This window comes from Micromonospora sp. URMC 107 (genome assembly GCF_051386315.1).
Lineage (GTDB): Bacteria > Actinomycetota > Actinomycetes > Mycobacteriales > Micromonosporaceae > Micromonospora.
This window is the reverse complement of record NZ_JBPQTK010000078.1, coordinates 1-18,831: the sequence shown is the minus strand read 5'-3', so window position 1 is coordinate 18,831 and position 18,831 is coordinate 1. Positions and strand designations below refer to the sequence as shown.

Below are 18,831 nucleotides of genomic sequence, written 5' to 3'. Positions count from 1 at the left end.
CGAATGCATCAGGGGCCACTCTCATCGATGGAGAGTGGCCCCTGACCTCGGTCGGGGTGGCCGGATTCGAACCGACGACCTCTTCGTCCCGAACGAAGCGCGCTACCAAGCTGCGCCACACCCCGAGGCGTGCCGACAAATAGTAGCCCACCCCGGTCGGGGGTCCAACTCGGTACCCCCACCGCCGTGCCGGCCCTCCCGACGGTGGGGAAGCGCCCGGCGACCGGTCGCACGCCGCGCCTGATGTCGTAAACGATTCAGCTCGACAGGGCGCACCACCCGTACCCACCCGGGCCCGGACCGATCCGCCGACCCGCCGGGCCGCCGGGCCGTGGGCTGCGGCCCGGCGGATCGCAGGCGTACGGGTCAGCGGGGGATCAGGGTGAGCACGCTCGCCTCCGGCGGGCAGGCGAACCGGACCGGCGCGGTCGGGTGGGTGCCGAGCCCGGCGGTGACGTGCAGCCAGGAGTCGGATCCGGGCCAGCGGTGCAGGCCGCGTGCCATGGAGCGGGGCAGGCCGCAGTTGGTGACCAGCGCGCCGACCCCCGGTACGCAGACCTGGCCGCCGTGGGTGTGCCCGGCGAGCATCAGCCCGAAGCCGTCGGCGGCCATCCGGTCGAGGACGGCCGGCTCGGGAGAGTGGGTGAGCGCGATCGACAGGTCGGCGGTGGGCGACACCGGCCCGGCCACGGAGTCGTAGTCGTCCCGTTCGACGTGCGGGTCGTCCACCCCGAGCAGCTCGACGACCCGGCCGCCGGCCTTCAGGGTGGTGCGGGCGTTGTTCAGGTCCGCCCAGCCGGCACCGACGAAGACGTCGCGCAGCTCCTCGTGCGGCAGCTCGACGCCCTCGGTGTATTCCCGGTCGGGCAGGAAGTAGGTGAACGGGTTCTTCCAGACCGGCCCGGTGTAGTCGTTGGAGCCGAAGACGAAGGCACCGGGGAAGTCGAACAGCGGCTGGAGGGCGCGCAGCACGCCGGGCACGGCGCCCGGGTGCGCCATGTTGTCCCCGGTGACCACGACCAGGTCGGGGTCGAGCGCGGCGAGCGACGCCACCCAGCGCTGCTTGCGCCCCTGGTCGGGCATCATGTGCAGGTCCGACAGGTGCAGGACCCGCAGCGGCTCCGCGTCGGCCGGCAGCACCGGCACGTCGTACCGCCGCAGGGTGAACATGTTGCGCTCGACGAGTGACGCGTACGCCAGGGTCGCCGCGCCGAGAGCGGCGGTCCCGGTCGCGAGCCGGAATAGTGTGCGCTTTCGCATGGCGTTCAGGGTAGTTTCACCGACCATGAGCACGCTGAAGGACCGTCTGACCGCAGACATGCGCGCCGCCCTGAAGGCGCGCGACGAGCTGACCACCTCCACGCTGCGGATGGCGCTCGCCGCCGTCGGCACCGCCGAGGTCGCCGGGAAGGCCAAGCGCGAGCTCACCGACGACGAGGTGCTCGCGGTGCTGACCAAGGAGGCGAAGAAGCGCCGGGAGGCGGCCACCGCCTTCGGTGACGCCGGCCGCACCGAGCAGGCCGCGAAGGAGGTCGCCGAGGGCGAGGTGCTGGAGCGCTACCTGCCGAAGCAGCTCCCCGACGCCGAGCTGACCGAGCTGGTCGCGGGGGCGCTCGCCGCGGGCGGCTTCACCGGCAAGGCGCAGATGGGCCCGGCCATGAAGGCGGCCCAGGCGGCGGTGGCCGGCCGGGCCGAGGGTGGCCGGGTCGCCGCCGAGGTACGCCGCCAGCTCGGCCTCTGACCCGGGCCGCACCTACCCGCGTACGCGAAACGGGCGGGCACCCCCCGCGAAGGGGTGCCCGCCCGTGGCGTTCGTCCGGTCGGCTCAGCCGCCGGGGCGGTTGGGCGGTCGGCCGGGGTTGGTCGGCGGCCTGTTGTTGTCGGGCGTCGTGCCCGGGGCGGTGCCACCGCCGGCGCTGATCTGGATGGTCACCACGCCGCCCTTGATGGTCCGGCCGTCGGGGCTGGTGCCAGCGGCCTTGCCGGCGGGGCAGCTCGACGGGACCTTGATGTCGGAGATGACGGCATCGAAGCCCTCCGCCTCGATCCGGGACTTCGCCTGCTCCGGGTCGAGGCACTTCACGTCGGGGATCCGGCGCTGGTCGCCCTCGGAGATCTTCTGGCCCGGGGGCTCGAAGTTCATCCGCTTCTTGCCCTTCATGGCGTCGCGCAGGGTCTCGTAGACCGGCGGGTTGATGCCGTCGCGGGGGGCGTGCTTCATCTTGACGTTGGTCTGCGGCCAGTCGGGGTCGGCCATGATGCCGGCCACCGCGTACTGCTTGGTCATCGCGACCAGGGCCGCGCTCTTCTCGGAGTCGGTGGTGCCGGACTTGCCGGCCACCGGCGCGTCGACGATGCCCCGGACGTTCGCGGCCGTGCGGCTGCCGCCGCACTTGCTGGTGGAGGAGTTGTCACCGACGGGGCAGCGGGCGGCGTCGACGGCGGCGCGGGCCACCTCGGTGCTGACCCGCTTCTCGCAGCGCGGATTGGCGATGTCGAGCTTCTTGCCCTCCGGGTCCTTGATCTCCTGCACCGGGATCGGCTCGCAGTACTTGCCGTCCGCCGCGAGGGTGGCGTAGGCGTTGGCCAGCTCGAGCGGGGTGGTGTCCGTGACGCCCAGGGTGAACGCGCCCCAGTCGTGCGCGTAGTCCTTGTTGTTGGCCCACTCGTTCTCCCGGCTGACCCGGAACTGGATGCCGAGCCGCTTGGCCACGTCGACCACGTTCTCGGCGCCGACCTGCTGCTGGAGCGGCACGAAGTAGGTGTTGATCGACTGGGCGAAGGCGCTCCACATGTTCTGCACGCCGCCGGCCTTCTTGCCGGAGTTGGTCGGGCAGTACTTGTTGGTGCCGGGGCACGCGGCGGGGCTGCCCGACTCGACGATGTACTCCGACTTGAACTGCTGCGGAGCGTTGATCGTGTAGCCGAGCGGGATGCCCTTCTCCAGCGCCGCCACGATCGTGAAGATCTTGAAGGTGGAGCCGGCCTGGTAGCCCGTGATGCCGTCGCCGCCGGTGAGCAGCGGGTTCACGGTGTTCGGGTAGTTGCCGCGCTTGCCCTTCTTGCGCTGCTTCGGCTCGCTGTGTGGCTTGTTGGCCGGCTTCTTCGGGTCGTCGAGCTTGAAGTTGCGGTTCACCGCCAGCGCCCGCACCCGGCCGGTGCCCGGCTCGACCACCGCCACCATGGCCGCTTCCTTGCTCTTCTCCGACTTGGCCTTGCGGACTGCCTTGTCGGCGCCCCGCTGGGCCTGCGGGTCGAGCGTGGTGACGACGGTGTAGCCGCCGCTCTTGAGTCGCCGCTCCCGGTCGTACGAGGTCGAGCCGAACGTCTCCTGCTGCATCCACCAGCGGTAGAAGTAGTCGCAGAAGAAGCCCCAGCCCTTCTCGTTGGTCGAGACGCAGCCGTTGGGGGCCCGCTTGCCGGTGACCACGAGCTTGGTGGCCTTCGCCGCGTCCGCCTCCTGCTGGGTGATCGCGCCGGTCTCGACCATGTTCTGGATGACGTAGTCGCGCCGGGCGAGGGCCGCCGCGTGGCCGCTCTTGGTGGTCGGGTCGTTGGTGCTCGGCGCCTTGACCATGCCGGCGAGCATCGCCGCTTCCTCGAGCTTCAGCTTGCTCGGCGGCTTGTTGAAGTAGACCTGGCTGGCGGCGTAGATGCCGTACGCGCCGTTGCCGAACGCGGCGATGTTGAGGTAGCGCTCCAGGATCTCGTCCTTGGAGAGCTCCTTGTCGATCTGGATGGCGTAGCGCATCTCGCGCAGCTTGCGGGCGCTGGTGTCCTCGGTGGCCGCGACCACGTCCGCCGGGTGACTCGCCGAGTAGGCGATGGCGAGCCGGACGTACTGCATGGTCAGCGTCGAGGCGCCCTGCTGGCTGGACGCGTTGGACTGGTTGTTGACGAAGGCCCGGGCGATGCCGTTGAGGTCCACGCCGTTGTGCTTGTAGAAGTCGTGGTCCTCGGCGGCGATGATCGCCTTCTGCATGACGGGCGCGATGTCGGCCAGCTTCACGTCGCGACGGTTCTCGTCGTACATGGTCGCCAGCGGGGTCTTGCCGTCGGAGGCGAGAAGGTAGCTGATCTGCGGCGCGCGGGCCACCGTCAGCTCCTTGGGAAGTGCGCCGAAGGTCTCGGCGCCGGCCTTCGCGGCCAGCCCGGACATCGCCACCGCGGGGAAGGCCGCCGCCGCGACCACCACGCCGGCCAACAGGCCACATATGAGTAGCGATGCGGCGTTGGTCAGCACATTGTGGTCACGTTTCCGCATCCAGGTCACCTCGACAGGGTACGCGAGTAGGGAACGAGGGGCGCCGGGGCGTTCTTGCCCCATTTCCTGCGCGCGCCGACCTCGTTGTGCTAAACGCACGACCCCCGGTGTGAGGTTGCGTGAATCCGCCGCCGAGTCTCCCTCCTGACGGAGGAGGCCCGCAGCGTTTTCACCGACTCCGACGGGGTAACCGGCGGTCGCGAAGCCCGGGAAGCCGGGAGTGTCCGGAATGATGGATTTCGCCGACAACGTTGCGTAATCAGTCGACTACAGAGCATGATGGGGGCGGCGACAGCGCCACATGTCGTCCGTGCCGCCTTGGGGAAGGCAGGCCGGGCGATCGGGGGGAATTGCCGGCTGGTCCGCGACGGGGTCGGTAGGTACTGCAAGGGGGGACGTGTACAGATGGGCATGATTACTGACTGGCCGTCGCTGGCGGCGTGTCAGAACGGGGACCCGGACGCGTTGTTCGTACAGGGCGCCGAACAGAACGTGGCGAAGCGGATCTGCCGGAGCTGCCCAGTTCGGTACGAGTGCCTGGCCGACGCGCTGGACAACCGGATCGAGTTCGGCGTGTGGGGTGGCATGACCGAACGCGAACGCCGCGCGCTGTTGCGCCGCCACCCCCAGGTGGCGAGCTGGCGCAAGATGTTCGAGGCCGCGATGAAGAAGAACGCCAAGGACAAGACCGGCAAGGACAAGATCCTCGTCAGCACCGCCGGCTGAGCGCCGTCACGGCCGGCTGATCGCCGCGCCGATCGTCCGCAGCCCGTCGACGTCGTGCACGTCGGCGGGCTGTGCCGTCACCGACACCGCCGGCACCGCCGGGAAGGCCTCGGTGAACCGGGCCGCCACCTGCCGCTCGCGTGTCGCCTGCTGGGCCAGCGCCGCGTGGGCCCGAAGCACGTCGGCGGTGCCCTCGTGCCCGCCGAGGCCGGCCAGCCGCTCCGCGGCGGCCAGGCTCTCCGCCGCGTCGAGCCCGGGCACCGCCGAGCGGTGCACCCGGTTGAGCACCAGGCCCGCCAGCGGCATCTTCTCCTCGCGCAGCCGGCCCGCGAAGTAGGCGGCCTCCCGGACCGCGTCCGGCTCCGGGGCCGCGACCAGCAGGAACGCCGTCTCCCGCGCCTGGAGGATGCGGTACGTCTGCTCGGCGCGCTGGCGGAAGCCGCCGAACATCGAATCCAGCGCGGCGACGAAACCGGAGAGGTCGGTGAGCAACTGCGCGCCGAGCACCTTCTGCACGACCTTGGAGAACATCCCGAACGAGGCTGTGACCAGGCTGAACATGCTCCGGCCGCCGGTGCGCGCCGGGGCCAGCAGCAGCCGCAGCATCCGCCCGTCGAGGAAGCGGGACAGGCGGGCCGGGGCGTCCAGGAAGTCCAGCGCCGAGCGGGACGGCGGGGTGTCCACCACGATCAGGTCCCACTCGCCCCGGGCGTGCAGCTGGCCCAGCTTCTCCATCGCCATGTATTCCTGCGTGCCGGCGAAGGTCGAGCTCATGGCCTGGTAGAACGGGTTGGCGAAGATCTCCGCCGCCTTCGCCGGATCGGTGTGCTGGAGCACCACGTCGTCGAAGGTGCGCTTCATGTCGAGCATCATGGCGTGCAGCTCGCCGCCGTTGGCCTCGACGTCGATTCCCTTGACCTGGCGGGGGGTGTTGTCCAGCTCGGTCAGCCCGAGCGACTGGGCCAGCCGGCGGGCCGGGTCGATGGTGAGCACCACCGTCCGGCGGCCGTGCCGCTCCGCGGCGCGTAGCGCGAGCGCGGCCGCCGTGGTCGTCTTGCCCACCCCGCCCGCCCCGCAGCAGACCACGATCCGGACGCCCGGATCGGCGAGGATCTGGTCGACGTCCAGCTGCGGCGCCGCGTCTTCGGAAGGCACCAATCGAGCGTATCGGGCCGGGTCGGTCCGTGCGCCCGTGCCGCTGGCAGGTGTGAGTCAATCCGCTCGGACGAGGGTCGCGGCGAGCCGGTCCAGGCCGGCCCGGTCCACCCCGTCGGGCAGCAGCGGCAGCTCGGTCATCGGCAGCCCCAGCTCCACCAGGTCGGCGCGGAGCGAATCCTCCAGCTCGCGGCGGACCGCCTGGTCGCGCGCCTCGGCGGCCAGCCCGGCGACGGTGGCCCGGTCGGTCGGCAGCCCGGCGGCGCGCAGTCCCCGCTCCAGCTCGTCGGCGGCCACCACCCGGCCCGCGGGCAGCGGCGGCCGGGCGCCGTTGACGATCACCCGTCCCACCGGGAAGCCGAGCTGGGTCAGCTCGGCGATCGCGTCGACCGTCTCCTGGACCGGCATCTCCTCCAGCAGGGTGACGACGTGCACGGCGGTGATCGGGGAGCGCAGCAGCGCGGCGACCCCCTCGCTCTGGGTCTTGATCGGACCCACCTTGGCCAGCCGGGCCGTCTCGGCGGTGACGTTGAGGAACCGGCCGATCCGCCCGGTGGGGGGCGCGTCCAGCACCACGGCGTCGTACGCGCGCCGCTGGCCGCTGGTGCGGGTGGTCGCCTCCTTCACCTTGCCGGTGAGCAGGACGTCCCGCAGGCCCGGGGCGATGGTGGTGGCGAAGTCGATCGCCCCGAGCTTGCGCAGCGCCCGGCCGGCCGCGCCGAGCTTGTAGAACATGTCGAGGTACTCCAGCAGGGCCTCCTCGGCGTCCACCGCCAGGGCCCGCACCTCCCCGCCGCCCGGCGCGTCGGTCAGGTGCCGCTCCTCGTACGGCAGCGGGTCGGTGCCGAAGAGCTGGGCGATGCCCTGCCGCCCCTCGACCTCGACCAGCAGCGTGCGCCGGCCGCCGGCGGCCAGCGCCAGGGCCAGCGCCGCCGCGACGCTGGTCTTGCCGGTGCCGCCCTTGCCGGTCACGACGTGGAGGCGGGCCGGCCACGGGGTGCCGGCCGGGTCGGTCGGCGACTCTGCTGCTCGCACCCGTCGAGCCTATCCAGGCCGCGGGCTCAGGCGACCTCGCAGACCCACCAACCCGTCTTCTTCACCACGGTGAACCGCAGGTCCTGGTCGGCCACCTTCTCGTCGGCGGTGGTCATGGTGACCTTGGTGGTGACCGTGGCGCGGTCGCCGGTCTGGTCGTCCACCTTCGGGGTGCTCCACCGGAACCGGGGGTTCTGGTGGGCCGAGACGTGCTTCTCCACCTCGGCGACCTTGGCGGCGATCTTCTTCTCGTCGCGGGACGAGGAGCAGACCAGGCCGGCCGCCCGGTCCGCGTCACGCTCCTGGTAGACGGCCTTGAGGAACTCGTCCACCGCGACCGCCGGCTCCTTGGCCCCCTCGCCGCTCTCGGCGTCGCGCAGCGTCAGGAACGTGACGACGCCGCCGGCGGCGCAGAGCAGCAGGATCACGGCCAGGGCGATGGCGGCGATGAGCACACCGCGCTTCTTCTTCGGCGCGGCGGGCCGGGCGGGACGGCGGCGGCGTCGGGAGTGGCCGGGAAGCCCGGCTGGCCGGCCGGTGGTCCGACGGGGCCACCGCTGGGTGGTTGGGTCATCTCATCCCCCGGGTTGCGGCGTCGTCGCCTGACCGGGCGACGAGCGTGATCGAGCTGGCGGCGAGCCGGCGAGCGCCCGTCCGACCGGAAGGGTAACGGTCGGTTCCCCGCTCCGGGGGGCGGCCGGTGCCGTCAGGTTGCTTACCGACACTGTGTCGCATATGTGACTTTGTGTGACCAGATGTGCGCGTCCTGTTGGCGGGACTGTCGCCCCGGACCTAGGTTCTCAGCGGCGCGGGGGGCGGGCCGGACGAAGGGTCCCGGCCCGCAAGCGACGACCTGACCAGGTACGACGTCCGGAGGCAAGGCATGCGCGACGTGGACAACATTCCTCGGGCCCAGTTCCCGGCGGGCGACCGGGCGCGGCGGCCCGGCTCCTCGGGCGACGCCGAGGGCGGCGCCGGCCTGCCCATCAACGAACGGTCGTACCGGCGGCTCGCCGAACCCGCCGAGGTGGTGCGCGCCCCCGGCCGGCCGGGCCCGGGCGGCCGGGACGAGGAGGAGCCCGGGTTCGTCATCCACCTGCCGATCCGGGTCGCCGACCTGCGGGCGGCCACCGCGCTGGCCGGGACGGTCGCCACCTCGCTGAGCTTCCTGGCCGAACTGGACGCCGGCGAGACCACCGTCTCTAGCACCGACGACCAGAACAACCGGCACCGGGTCTTCTGCGACCTGCTGCTGTCGGACCGCTCCCGCTGCCCCCAGCCGTACGAGCACGGCGGCCCCTGCGGGGAGGTGCCGACGGCGCCGGAGCAGCGTCCCGCGCCCCGCCCGTCGGCCGGACCGTAGGCTGTGCGTCGAGAAGTCGAACTCCAGCCAAGGGAGCCCTCCACCTATGCAGAAGTGGGAATACTCCACGGTCCCGCTGCTGGTCCACGCGACCAAGCAGATCCTCGACAACTGGGGTGAGGACGGGTGGGAACTCGTCTCCGTGGTTCCCGGTCCCAACCCGGAGCAGCTCGTCGCCTACCTGAAGCGGCCGAAGGCATGAGCAACGGTCCGCACGCGAAGCTCGCCGAACTCGGGCACACGCTGCCCGAGGTGGTCCCGCCGTTGGCCAGCTACGTGCCGGCCGTCCAGTCCGGGCAGCACGTCTACGTCTCCGGGCAGCTGCCGATGATCGAGGGGAAGCTGCTCGCCACCGGCAAGGTCGGCGCCGGCGTCTCCGCCGAGCAGGCCAAGGACCTGGCCCAGCAGTGCGCGCTCAACGCGCTGGCCGCGATCGACTCGCTGGTCGGCCTGGAGAACGTCGTCAAGGTCGTCAAGCTGACCGGCTTCGTCGCCGCCGCGCCCGGCTTCACCGCCGTCCCGGGCGTGATCAACGGCGCCTCCGACCTGTTCGGCGCGGTCTTCGGTGAGGCCGGCCGGCACGCGCGCAGCGCCGTCGGCGTCGCCGAGCTGCCGCTGGACGCCCCCGTCGAGGTCGAGGTCATCGTCGAGGTCTCCTGACCCCGCGGCACCGCCCCGCGATCCTGCGCTGCACACCCGGCAAAAGCCGTGAACTGGGACGTACCAGGGGTCGACAGCGCAGGATCGCGGGGAGTGGCCGGCGGGGCCGTACGATCGCAGCCATGACCGGGCACTTCACCGCGCCGGCGGCGGCGCTCGCCGGCGAACTCCCGGGTTGGGTGACGCTGCTGCGTGCCCCCAACCCGGGGCCGATGACGCTCGACGGCACCAACACCTGGGTACTGCGCGCCCCCGGCCGGCAGCACGCCGTCGTCGTCGACCCGGGCCCGGCCGACGAGGGGCACCTGGCGGCGATCGCCGCGCGGGGGCCGATCGGCCTGGTGCTGATCACCCACGGCCACCCCGACCACACCGACGGCTCGCGCCGCCTGCACGACCTGCTCGACGGGGTGCCCGTACGCGCCGCCGACCCGGCGCACACCATCGCCGGGCAGCCGCTGGCCACGGCCGGGGAGGAACTCGGCGGCCACGGCCTGGGCGTCCGGCTCGTGCCGACCCCCGGGCACACCGGCGACTCGGTCTGCTTCCTGGTCGAGCACGACGACGAGCGGGTGGTCCTCACCGGCGACACGATCCTGGGCCGGGGGACCACCGTGGTCGCCCACCCCGACGGGCACCTCGGGGACTATCTGGCCAGCCTGGAACTGCTCTCGACGTACCGGGGGATCCCGGCGCTGCCGGGGCACGGCCCGGCGCTGGCCGACTGCGGCGCCGCCGCCGACTTCTACCTGGCCCACCGCCGGGCCCGGCTCGACCAGGTCAGGGCGGCGGTCGCCGCGGGCGCCGGCACCGCCGCCGAGGTGGTCGCGACGGTCTACGCCGACGTCGACCGGTCGCTGTGGTGGGCCGCCGAGTGGTCCGTCCGGGCGCAGCTGGAGTACCTGGGTCGGGAATCCGGCGGAGGTGCCGCGGGGTTGGGGCAAGCGTGACCTGCCCGGTGTGCGGAACCGTCGCCGTGCCCGGCGCGCGGTTCTGTCACAACTGCGGCGCCGCGCTGCCGGCCGCCGCGACGCTGCCCGCGGCCGAACGCCGCGTGGTGACGGTGCTCTTCGGCGACCTGTCCGACTTCACCTCCTGGTCGGAGGACCTCGACCCGGAACGCGTCGGCGCGGTCACCGACCGGGTGCTCGCCGCCCTGGCCGGCGCGGTGAAGACGTTCGGCGGTCACGTCGACAAGCTCACCGGCGACGGGATCATGGCGGTCTTCGGCGCGCCGGTCGCGCACGAGGACGACGCCGAGCGGGCCGTGCGCGCCGCGCTGTCGATGCAGCGGGCGGTCCGCCGGGTGCTCGACGACGAGCGGGGCGGCGGCGCGCCGCTCGGCCTGCGCGTCGGGCTGAACACCGGCGACGTGATCGCCGGCATCCAGGCCGCGATCGAGTACACGGTCATCGGCGACACCGTGAACACCGCCGCCCGGCTGGCCGACGCCGCCGCCGTCGGCGCGGTCTACGCGGGGGCGCGGACCTCCGCCGCCACGCGGCACGTCGCCTCCTGGCGGGCGCTGCGCCCGCTGCGGCTCAAGGGCAAGCGCGAGCCGGTCGAGGCGTACGAGCTGCTCGGTCTCCTGGACGCCCCGGGAACCCGGTCCGGCCTCGGTGACGAGGCCCCCTTCGTCGGCCGGGAGACCGAGATCGGTCGGGTCGCCGGCCGGCTGGCCGAGGTCATCGACCGCGCCGAGCCCCGGGTGCTGCTGATGACCGCCGAGGCCGGGATCGGCAAGTCCCGGTTCGCCGCCGAGGTGGAACGCCTCGCCGCCGGCTACGACGTCGGCGCCGGGCGGTACGCCGCGCACACCGGCGCCCGGGTGCTCTCGGTGCGCTGCGCCGCGTTCGGCGAGCGACGCCGGCTCGCGCCCCTGGCCGACCTGGTCCGGGCGGCGGTCGGCCTGCCCAGCGACGCCGCCACCGCGCTCACCCGCCCGGCCGTCGAGGAACGCCTGCGCCGGCTCGGTCAGCGGCTCAGCCGCTCCGGCGAGCCGGCGCCGGTCGCCACCGACCAGCTGCTGGCCCTGCTCGGGTACGCGGAGCTGCCCGGTGGCGGCCCGGCCGACCAGGGCGAGTGGGGCACCGCCCAGCCCGCCGACGCCGACGCCGTGCCGAACGCGGTCGCGGACCTGCTCACCGCGCTCGCCGGGGAGGCGCCCCTGGTGGTCGTCGTCGACGACCTGCACGACGCCACCGCCGAGACCATCAAGGCCCTCGGGGTCACCCTGTCCCGGCTCGCCGGCCCGGTGCTGGTGCTGCTGCTCGGCCGGCCCGAGCTGGTGCGTACCGCCGGGGCGCTGACCCGGGTCGCGGACGCCGAGGTGCACGCGCTGCCGCCGCTGCGCGGCGCCGACGCGGCCCGGCTGCTCACCACCTACCTCAGCGGCGGCAGGCTGCCGCAGCCCGACACCGACCGACTGCTCGCCACCGCCCAGGGCAACCCGTTCTACCTGGCCGAGCTGGTCACCCTGCTGATGGAGCGGGGCGCGCTGACCGCCGTCGCCGAGCGGAACTCCCCGAACCAGGGTGGCTGGCGACTGGTGCCCGGCTCGCTCGGCAGCCGCCTGCTCTCCCGCGACCTGGCCGCGGTGCTCGCCGCGCGCATCGACGCGCTGCCGGCGGAGGCCCGCTCCGTGCTGCGGGACGCGGCCGTCGTCGGCGACACCGTGCCGGACGGGGCGCTGGAGGCGCTGCGCGAGCAGCGGGCCGGCCGCGACGGCCGACCTGCGGCCGTGGTCGCCGTCGAGCTGGAGCGGGCGATCGAGGAGCTGCTGCAACGCCGGATGCTGCACCGCACCCGCACCGGGTACGCCTTCGCGACCCCGTTGATGCGGGAGGCCGCGTACGCCGGGGTGAGCAAGGCCGAGCTGGCCGAGCGGCACGCGGCGCTGGCCCGGTGGGCCGCGGCCGATCCGCCGGCGGGGGCGGGCGCGCCGGGTGGCTTCTCCGAGGCGGCCCGGGACGTCTTCGTGGCCCAGCACGTGGAACGGGCCGCCGCGCTGGCCGACGCGGTCGGCCTGCGGCCGGACGCGCCCGCGCGGGCCGTCGTCGGTCTGGGTGTCGCCGCGCTCGGCGGGGCCGCGCGCCGGTCGCTCCAGGCGGGCGAGCCAGCGATGGCCGTGGAGTACGCCGAACGCGCCGCCGAGCTGGCCCGCGACGGGGTGCCGGCGGCCGACCGGGTGGTGCACGCCCGGGCGCTGCTCCAGGTCGGTCGCCCCGCCGACGCCCTCGCCTTCGCCGAGAAGATCGCCGCCAACGCCGGCGACGAGTCCGTCGTGCGGACCAGCGCGCTGCTGCTCGCCGGGCAGGCCCACCAGACCATGGGCGACCAGGGGCGCGCGGTGGCCTGCTGGCAGGAGGCGTCGCAGGTGGCCACGGCCGGAGGGCTGCCGACGCTGCGCGCCTCCGCGATGCGCCGCCTCGGCATGGCCGACTTCGTCGCCGGGCGGTTGGGGCAGGCCAGCAGCCGGCTCGCCGCGTCGTACCAGGTCAGCCTCCAGGCGCAGGACCGCCGGGGGCAGGCGTGGTCGTTGCAGAACCTGGCCTGGGTCACCACGACCCGGGGCGACTTCGCCGGCACCGACGCCGTGCTCGGCCGGGCCGCCCGGCTCTTCGCCGAGCTGAAGGACCCGTACGGGCGGGCGTGGCTGCGCGGCACCACCGCCTTCGCCCGGCTGCTCGCCGGCCGGCTGCGCGAGGCGTGCCGGATGGCGCAGGTCTTCCTGCCGTTCGGCGAGCGGGTCGGCGAGGCGTGGGCGGTGGGCACGCTGCGCGCGGTCGAGGCGTTCGCCACCGCCGAGCTGGGCGAGCTGGCCGAGGCGGACCGGGGGGCCCGCCGGGCGTACCGGGAGTTCGCCGCCGCCTCCGACGACTGGGGGCGCGGGTTCGCGCTGGTCGTCCGGGGGGTCGTGGCGCGCGGGCTGGGCGAGCCGGGGCACGCCGCCGACCTGCTCACCGACGCGCTGTCGTACGCGGAGCGGACGTCGCACCCGTTGCTCACCGGGATGGCCGGCACGCTGCGCGGGTTCGTGGCGCTGGACTTGGGCGACTGCGAGACGGCCGAGCGGGACGCCCGCTCGGTGCTGACCGCCGTCGAGCCGCACAACCCGCAGGCGCCCGCCCAGGTGGGGCCCCGGGTGCTGCTGGCCACCGCCCGGCTGGCCGCCGGCGACTCCGCGACCGCCGTCGGGCTGCTCGCCCCGGTGGCCACGGCCGCCGCCACCGTGCCCTCGCTGCTCTTCTCCCGCCGCCAGACCATGGCCCGGTACGCGTCCGCGCTGCTCGCCCACGGCCAGCACGAGCAGGCGCTGGACTGGGCCCGACGGGCCGTCACCGTCCCGGCGGAGGACGTGCGCAGCCAGGTGGTGGCCGCGCGCGTGCTCGCCGAGGCGCTCGCGGCCTGCGGCCGGCCGGAGGAGGCGCTGGCCAGCGCCGAGGAGGCGGTCCGCCTGGCGTACGCGACGGAGCAGCGCAGCGAGCGCGCCGACGCCGACGCCCTGCGGGCCCGCCTCGCCACCCCCTAGTCCCGCCCGGTGCCGGGGCCGGAAAGGTCTGGCGGTTCTGGGGATGCGGTTTGTCGGGGGTGGCCGATAGCGTGTCAGGTCCGAGGGGCGGTCGGTCGTGCGACCGCGTCGGGTCTGGGGAGGGCCGTGATGAGGTTGCCGCGTTCGGCCGCCGGATGGACGATCGCGGTCTTCGGCGTGCTGGCCCTGCTCATGGGCGCGGTCGGGCTGGTCTGGCCGGAGGCGCTGCTGCGCCTGCTCGGCTTCGAGGTGCCGGAGACCCGCGCGCCCGGCGACCACACCGGCACCTTCCTGGTCGCCTCCTCGATGGCCTCGTTCAACATGGGGGTCTACTACCTGCTCGCCACCGCCACCGAGTGGCGCCCGTTCTTCCGCTTCACGGTGGTGTTCCGGCTGGTGACGTTCGCGGTGTTCAGCATCGCGGTGCTGGCCGACATCGCGCCCGGGCGGTTCTTCGGGGTGGCTGCCTGGGAGGGCCTCGGCGCGGTGGCGACCGCCGTCGGGCTCTGGTGGGACGACCGTCGAGCGGGTCCGGGAGCGGTGGGTGGCGGAGGCGGCTCCGCCGCCGGTGCCGTCCCGGCCGCTGGTGCGGTTCACTGAGCCGCCGGTCCGGTTGGGTATTTTCAGAGCTGTGACCGAGACCCCGCCCGGCGCCCTGCCGTTGCCCATCGTGCCCGGTCTGACCGATCTGCACGTGTTTGCCAGGGGAGGCTACGCGACGATCTACAAGGCGACCCAGATCTCGGTGGGTCGCGAGGTCGCGGTCAAGGTGGAGAATCGCACGCTCGACAGCGAGCACGACCAGGCCCGCTTCCTGCGCGAGGCGCGGGCCGCCGGGCGGATGTCGTCGCATCCGCACGTGGTCGACCTCTTCGACGTCGGGGTCACGGTCGACCAGCACCCCTACCTGATCATGGAGCTCTGCGACGGCTCGTACGCCGAGCGGATGCGGACCTCGCCGCTCGGGCCGGCCGAGGCGCGCGATCTCGGGGTCAAGATCGCCGACGCCATCGCCCACTCGCACGCCGCCGGCGTGCTGCACCGCGACGTCAAGCCGGCGAACATCCTCCACTCGCACTTCAACTCGGCGGTGCTGGCCGACTTCGGGCTCGCGGTGGTGGCCGAGATGCGGGACGCCTCGGTCGCCCTGGAGGTGCTCACTCCGGCCTACGCGCCGCCGGAGATGTTCAACCACAGCCCGCCGTCGCCCGCCGTCGACGTCTACGCCCTCTGCGCCACCCTCTACGCGGTGATGCACGGCCGCCCGCCGCGCTGGCAGTCCGAGCGCAACCCCAGCCTGGTCACCGTGCTGGAGATGTTCCACCAGCCGGTTCCCGGCCTGCCCGGGGTGCCGGCCGAGATGATCGACGTGCTCCGGGTCGGGATGTCCAACGATCCCGGCGAGCGTCCCTCGGCCGTCGAGCTGCGCGACCTGCTGGCCGGCCTGCCGCTCGGTCCGGCCAACTCCCCGGTGGGCGGCACGGGCGTGCCGGGGCCGGTCGGCGGCGTGCCCGGCCCCGTCGGTCCCTACGCCGTCGACCACGCTGCCCGGCCCGCCCCGCGACCGCCGGTGGAGGACCTCCACCCCACGGTGCCCACCGTCGGCCAGCGGCGTCGGCGGCGCTGGTTCCTCGGCGGTGCCGGGATGGTCGCGCTGGCCGCCTCGGCCGGTGCGGGCGCCTGGCTGGCCGGCGCGGTGTCCTCTCCGGACCCGTCGCCGACGGCCGGCGTGGCGGCGACGAGCGCGGCGGCGAGGAGCGCGGTGCTGCCCGCCTGTGCCCTGACGACCGGGTTGCCCGCCGGCGCGGGCTGCGCCGACGAGTTGGAGTGCTTCGGGCCGATGGAGGTGCGCGGCACGCGGGCCCGGGCGGCCCGGGTGCCCTGCGACGGCCAGCACACCTGGGAGAGCTACGCCGAGGGCAGGCTCCCGGACACCCTGGTCGGCGCCGGTCACGACGAGGTCAGCGCGGACGCGGTGGTGCGCCGGGTCTGCAACGAGACCACCTTCCGGCTCACCAGCGGGATCAGCTACGCGGACGGCTGGAACCTCGAGGTGCTGCCCCCGGCCGGGGCCGACGTCGACCGGACGTACCGCTGCCTGGCCGGGCGCGGGCTCGACGCGCTCGCCTCACCCACCCTCACGGGCCGCTGAGCCGCCGCGTCCCCGGTGGCGCTCCCGCATGGCGCGGACGGCCTCCCGGTGGTCGAGCGACTCCAACGTGTCGGCGTCGACGCCGTACAGGCCCCCGACCGGCTGCCCCGGGCCGCCCGGCGTGACCGCCGGTTCCGTGCCGTCCTCCTGCCGGGCCGCCGCCACGGACACCGCCGCGATCATCGTCGACAGGACGCAGAGCAGCGCGAGGGTCACCCCGACGAGATCCTGACGCCCCCAGACGATCAGCGTCACCAGCAGCGAGACCGCCGTCAGCGCCGCGAGGACCGCCTTCGCCCGCGCGTCGGGCCTCGGAATTCTCACCCGTCCAGGATGTCCGAGCGGGGCCCGCTGTCAACCGGGACGCCGGCACCGGATGCGATGATCTCCGCCGGAGATCGTCTGCGTGGGAGAGGAGTGCCGGTGACCCGCGTCCTCCGGATCGTCGCCGCCGTGCTGGTGTCGGGCGCGCTGGCCGCGTGCGGCTCGGACGGGCCGCCGGAGCCGGCGACCGCGCCGCCCGCCGCGAGCGGCGCCACGCCGGGGGCGTCCCCGTCCGCGCCCGCGTCGTCGTCGCCATCCGCGTCGTCGGCTGCCCCGTCTTCGGCCGGCCCCGCGTCGTCGGCCGGCGGTCGAGGCGGGTACGCCAACCCGGACGAGGCGATGGCCGGGCACCTGTCGGCCGTGCCGGGGGTCCGCTACCTCGGTCTGTGCAAGAACGCGAAGCGCGATCCGGCGGCGGTCTGCGCCCTCCGGATGGGCTTCGTCGGCCAGGACGAGGTCTACGGCCTCGGCGCCCCGCACAGCGACATCGTCGGCTTCCTGCTGCTGCGCGAGGGGCCCGACGGCTGGCGGGTGGTGGACGAGCACGCGCCGGACGGGCAGGCCGCGGCACCCGCGTGGATGGCCGGCATCGGATAGCCCCGGCACGCGGAAGGGCGTAAAGCGTCGACGATGAAAAATTCGTTACATCGGCCGGGCGGATTGTCGGATATATAGCCATCCGTCGGCCTGCATCACTGTCGCGCCATCCCTAGAGTGACGGGGGTCGAGCCACGCCTCGACCGTCCTGTCGCCCACCGGAAGGCGTCCACATGCCACGACGAAACCGGTCCCTCGCCGCCGCGGGAATCGCCGGCGTCCTCCTCGCCGCCGCCGCGGTCGCACCCGCCGCCGCCGCACCGTCCCCCGCCGGCGGGGACCGCCCGGTCACCTCCGACCGGACCAGCCCGCAGGAGGCCCGCCGGGTCGACCGGGTGCCCACGCCCACACTGGACTGGTACGCCTGCTACGACTACGCCGAGTGCGCCACCGTCCGGCTGCCCCGGGACTACGACGAGCCGAACGGCCCGACGACCGAGGTCGCCGTGCTGCGGGTCAAGGCCCGCGACCAGCAGCGGAAGATCGGCAGCCTCTTCATCAACCCGGGCGGCCCCGGCGGCTCCGGCACCGACGTCGCGCTCGCCGCGCCGTACTTCCTCGGCGACGAGGTGCTCGACCGCTTCGACGTCGTCGGCGTCGACCCGCGCGGCGTCGCCGCCAGCCAGCAGGTCAGGTGCTTCCCCTCCGTCAAGGAGCAGACCCGGGCGTACGCCGGGCTGAACGTGGCGTTCCCGTGGACGAAGGCCGAGGAGAAGGCGTACGTCGCCTCCTCGAAGGCCGTCGGCAAGGGCTGCTCCACCACGGGCCGGCCGCTCACCGGCGCGATGTCGACCGCCGAGGTCGCCCGGGACATGGACGTGCTGCGCCGCGCCGTGGGCGACCGGAAGCTCACCTTCCTCGGCTTCAGCTACGGCAGCATCCTCGGCCAGTACTACGCCAACATGTTCCCGGACCGGGTCCGCGCCGTGGCGATCGACGGGGTGCTGAACCCGAACGAGTGGGTCGGTCAGGGCAGGGCGCGCAGCCTGTCCCAGGAGGACCGGATGCGTAGCGCGCAGGGCGCGTACAAGGCGCTGCGGGAGATCCTGGTGCGGTGCGACAAGGCCGGCGCGGAGGCGTGTCCGCTGGCCGAGGGGGACCCCGTCGCGTCGTTCGACCTGGTCGCGAAGCGGCTGCGGGCCAAGCCGGTGGTGATCGAGGACCCCGACCTCGGCCCGCTCACCATCACGTACGCCGACTTCATCGCCGCCAACCTGGGCGCGCTCTACGGCCCGGCGGGCTACGCCGAGGTCGTCGACCTCACCGCCGCCCTGCTGGTGCTCACGGACCCGGCGTCGTCCCCGGCCGCCCGCCGCCCGGCGACGGCCGACGTGACCCGGCAGGCCGCCAAGGCCCGCGAGCAGGCCCGACGGTACGACTTCCCGTACAACAACGGGTTGGAGACCTTCCTCGGCGTGGACTGCACCGACGGGTACCACCCGAAGGACGCCGGCTCGTTCCCGGCGCTGGCCGCGAAGGCCGACGAGCGCGACCCGTACTTCGGCCGGCTCTGGACGTGGGGCACCTCGCCGTGCGCCCGCAAGACCTGGACCGTGCGCGACGAGGACGCCTACACCGGGCCGTTCAACCGGCGGACCGCCGCGCCCGTGCTGGTGCTGGGCAACTACTGGGACCCGGCGACCAGCTACCGGGGCGCGGTGGGCTCGGCCCGGCTGCTGCCGAACAGCCGCCTGCTCAGCAGCGACAGCTGGGGGCACACCGCGTACGGGACGTCGGCCTGCGTGACCGGCGCCGTCGACGCGTACCTGCTGCGCGGGGCGCTGCCGGCCAACGGCAAGGTCTGCGTGGGCGACGTCCAGCCGTTCGCCGAGCTGCCGGCGGAGCCGGGGGCGACCCGGCGGGCGGAGGCGGCGAAGGGCGCGCCGACCGTCGAGGGCGCACCGGGGCGGGGCGAGCCGAAGCGGCTCCCGCCGGTGGTCGCTCCGCTGCCGGCGGTCGGCACGCTGACCGTCCGCTGAGGACCCGGGGGGGGGGGGGGGGGGGGGGGGGGGGGGGGGGGGGGG

At 74.1% G+C, this 18,831-nt stretch carries 17 protein-coding genes and 1 tRNA gene; 11 read left to right on the top strand and 7 right to left on the bottom strand.

Features of this window, described 5'->3' with window-relative positions:
• Window positions 1–51: 51 nt before the first annotated feature.
• Both ACSNN9_RS18175 and ACSNN9_RS18170 read right to left on the bottom strand, forming a co-directional pair.
• Window positions 52–125: transfer RNA gene (locus ACSNN9_RS18175), tRNA-Pro, on the bottom strand.
• Between the two features lie 241 nt (window positions 126–366).
• Complete coding sequence (locus tag ACSNN9_RS18170) at window positions 367–1,260, bottom strand: metallophosphoesterase (RefSeq protein WP_436674558.1); 894 nt, start codon at window positions 1,258–1,260, stop codon at window positions 367–369.
• 25 nt (window positions 1,261–1,285) lie between these two features.
• Here ACSNN9_RS18170 and ACSNN9_RS18165 point away from each other — a divergent pair, with 25 nt between their 5' ends.
• Window positions 1,286–1,741, top strand: a complete 456-nt coding sequence (locus tag ACSNN9_RS18165) for a GatB/YqeY domain-containing protein (protein ID WP_089003038.1) — start codon at window positions 1,286–1,288, stop codon at window positions 1,739–1,741.
• Between the two features lie 84 nt (window positions 1,742–1,825).
• Here ACSNN9_RS18165 and ACSNN9_RS18160 read toward each other — a convergent pair whose 3' ends face one another.
• Window positions 1,826–4,264 carry a penicillin-binding protein gene (locus tag ACSNN9_RS18160; protein ID WP_436674556.1) on the bottom strand — a complete coding sequence of 813 codons (2,439 nt, stop codon included), beginning with the start codon at window positions 4,262–4,264 and terminating at the stop codon, window positions 1,826–1,828.
• Window positions 4,265–4,669: 405 nt separating this feature from the next.
• Here ACSNN9_RS18160 and ACSNN9_RS18155 point away from each other — a divergent pair, with 405 nt between their 5' ends.
• The gene (locus ACSNN9_RS18155) at window positions 4,670–4,990 is read left to right on the top strand and encodes a WhiB family transcriptional regulator (RefSeq protein ID WP_357870892.1); all 321 of its coding nucleotides are present in this window, start codon (window positions 4,670–4,672) and stop codon (window positions 4,988–4,990) included.
• 6 nt (window positions 4,991–4,996) lie between these two features.
• On the opposite strand, the gene ACSNN9_RS18150 is transcribed toward ACSNN9_RS18155, so the two are convergent.
• From ACSNN9_RS18150 to ACSNN9_RS18140, 3 genes are read right to left on the bottom strand one after another with little or no spacing between them, the layout of a single operon-like run.
• Window positions 4,997–6,148: an ArsA family ATPase gene (locus tag ACSNN9_RS18150; protein ID WP_436674554.1), complete on the bottom strand. Its 1,152-nt coding sequence runs from the start codon at window positions 6,146–6,148 to the stop codon at window positions 4,997–4,999.
• A 54-nt stretch (window positions 6,149–6,202) separates the two neighbouring features.
• Complete coding sequence (locus tag ACSNN9_RS18145; protein WP_436674552.1) at window positions 6,203–7,180, bottom strand: ArsA family ATPase; 978 nt, start codon at window positions 7,178–7,180, stop codon at window positions 6,203–6,205.
• 26 nt (window positions 7,181–7,206) lie between these two features.
• Window positions 7,207–7,635 carry an Rv0361 family membrane protein gene (locus tag ACSNN9_RS18140; protein WP_436674551.1) on the bottom strand — a complete coding sequence of 143 codons (429 nt, stop codon included), beginning with the start codon at window positions 7,633–7,635 and terminating at the stop codon, window positions 7,207–7,209.
• A gap of 428 nt (window positions 7,636–8,063) precedes the next feature.
• Between ACSNN9_RS18140 and ACSNN9_RS18135 the strand changes: the two genes are divergently transcribed.
• The 7 genes from ACSNN9_RS18135 (at window position 8,064) to ACSNN9_RS18105 (ending at window position 15,886) form a co-directional block, all read left to right on the top strand.
• Window positions 8,064–8,543 (top strand): hypothetical protein, encoded by a 480-nt coding sequence (locus ACSNN9_RS18135; RefSeq protein ID WP_436674549.1) that lies wholly within the window; start codon window positions 8,064–8,066, stop codon window positions 8,541–8,543.
• Window positions 8,544–8,589: 46 nt separating this feature from the next.
• On the top strand, window positions 8,590–8,745 hold the full coding sequence (locus tag ACSNN9_RS18130) for a DUF4177 domain-containing protein (RefSeq protein WP_018222171.1): 156 nt from the start codon (window positions 8,590–8,592) through the stop codon (window positions 8,743–8,745).
• Window positions 8,742–9,203, top strand: a complete 462-nt coding sequence (locus tag ACSNN9_RS18125) for a RidA family protein (RefSeq protein WP_436674548.1) — start codon at window positions 8,742–8,744, stop codon at window positions 9,201–9,203. The genes ACSNN9_RS18130 and ACSNN9_RS18125 overlap by 4 nt, the downstream gene beginning before the upstream one ends.
• Window positions 9,204–9,325: 122 nt before the next feature.
• Window positions 9,326–10,153 (top strand): MBL fold metallo-hydrolase, encoded by an 828-nt coding sequence (locus ACSNN9_RS18120; protein WP_436674546.1) that lies wholly within the window; start codon window positions 9,326–9,328, stop codon window positions 10,151–10,153.
• Window positions 10,150–13,734 carry an adenylate/guanylate cyclase domain-containing protein gene (locus ACSNN9_RS18115; protein ID WP_436674545.1) on the top strand — a complete coding sequence of 1,195 codons (3,585 nt, stop codon included), beginning with the start codon at window positions 10,150–10,152 and terminating at the stop codon, window positions 13,732–13,734. The genes ACSNN9_RS18120 and ACSNN9_RS18115 overlap by 4 nt, the downstream gene beginning before the upstream one ends.
• A gap of 129 nt (window positions 13,735–13,863) precedes the next feature.
• Window positions 13,864–14,334 (top strand): hypothetical protein, encoded by a 471-nt coding sequence (locus ACSNN9_RS18110; RefSeq protein ID WP_436674544.1) that lies wholly within the window; start codon window positions 13,864–13,866, stop codon window positions 14,332–14,334.
• Window positions 14,335–14,365: 31 nt separating this feature from the next.
• Window positions 14,366–15,886, top strand: coding sequence for a serine/threonine-protein kinase (locus ACSNN9_RS18105; protein WP_436674542.1), 1,521 nt, complete (start codon window positions 14,366–14,368; stop codon window positions 15,884–15,886).
• On the opposite strand, the gene ACSNN9_RS18100 is transcribed toward ACSNN9_RS18105, so the two are convergent.
• Complete coding sequence (locus tag ACSNN9_RS18100; RefSeq protein ID WP_436674540.1) at window positions 15,863–16,210, bottom strand: hypothetical protein; 348 nt, start codon at window positions 16,208–16,210, stop codon at window positions 15,863–15,865. The two genes, ACSNN9_RS18105 and ACSNN9_RS18100, sit on opposite strands and share 24 nt — an antisense overlap.
• 99 nt (window positions 16,211–16,309) lie before the next feature.
• Here ACSNN9_RS18100 and ACSNN9_RS18095 point away from each other — a divergent pair, with 99 nt between their 5' ends.
• Window positions 16,310–16,807 carry a hypothetical protein gene (locus tag ACSNN9_RS18095; RefSeq protein WP_436674539.1) on the top strand — a complete coding sequence of 166 codons (498 nt, stop codon included), beginning with the start codon at window positions 16,310–16,312 and terminating at the stop codon, window positions 16,805–16,807.
• Between the two features lie 173 nt (window positions 16,808–16,980).
• Window positions 16,981–18,786: an alpha/beta hydrolase gene (locus ACSNN9_RS18090; protein WP_436674537.1), complete on the top strand. Its 1,806-nt coding sequence runs from the start codon at window positions 16,981–16,983 to the stop codon at window positions 18,784–18,786.
• The last annotated feature ends 45 nt before the right edge of the window (window positions 18,787–18,831 follow it).

Excerpts from the sequence above, each read along its gene's own strand:
- ACSNN9_RS18170 (WP_436674558.1), bottom strand. The coding sequence starts at position 1,260 with ATGCGAAAGCGCACACTATTCCGGCTCGCGACCGGGACCGCCGCTCTC.
- ACSNN9_RS18165 (WP_089003038.1), top strand. The coding sequence starts at position 1,286 with ATGAGCACGCTGAAGGACCGTCTGACCGCAGACATGCGCGCCGCCCTG.
- ACSNN9_RS18160 (WP_436674556.1), bottom strand. The coding sequence starts at position 4,264 with ATGCGGAAACGTGACCACAATGTGCTGACCAACGCCGCATCGCTACTC.
- ACSNN9_RS18155 (WP_357870892.1), top strand. The coding sequence starts at position 4,670 with ATGGGCATGATTACTGACTGGCCGTCGCTGGCGGCGTGTCAGAACGGG.
- ACSNN9_RS18135 (WP_436674549.1), top strand. The coding sequence starts at position 8,064 with ATGCGCGACGTGGACAACATTCCTCGGGCCCAGTTCCCGGCGGGCGAC.
- ACSNN9_RS18130 (WP_018222171.1), top strand. The coding sequence starts at position 8,590 with ATGCAGAAGTGGGAATACTCCACGGTCCCGCTGCTGGTCCACGCGACC.
- ACSNN9_RS18125 (WP_436674548.1), top strand. The coding sequence starts at position 8,742 with ATGAGCAACGGTCCGCACGCGAAGCTCGCCGAACTCGGGCACACGCTG.
- ACSNN9_RS18120 (WP_436674546.1), top strand. The coding sequence starts at position 9,326 with ATGACCGGGCACTTCACCGCGCCGGCGGCGGCGCTCGCCGGCGAACTC.
- ACSNN9_RS18110 (WP_436674544.1), top strand. The coding sequence starts at position 13,864 with ATGAGGTTGCCGCGTTCGGCCGCCGGATGGACGATCGCGGTCTTCGGC.
- ACSNN9_RS18090 (WP_436674537.1), top strand. The coding sequence starts at position 16,981 with ATGCCACGACGAAACCGGTCCCTCGCCGCCGCGGGAATCGCCGGCGTC.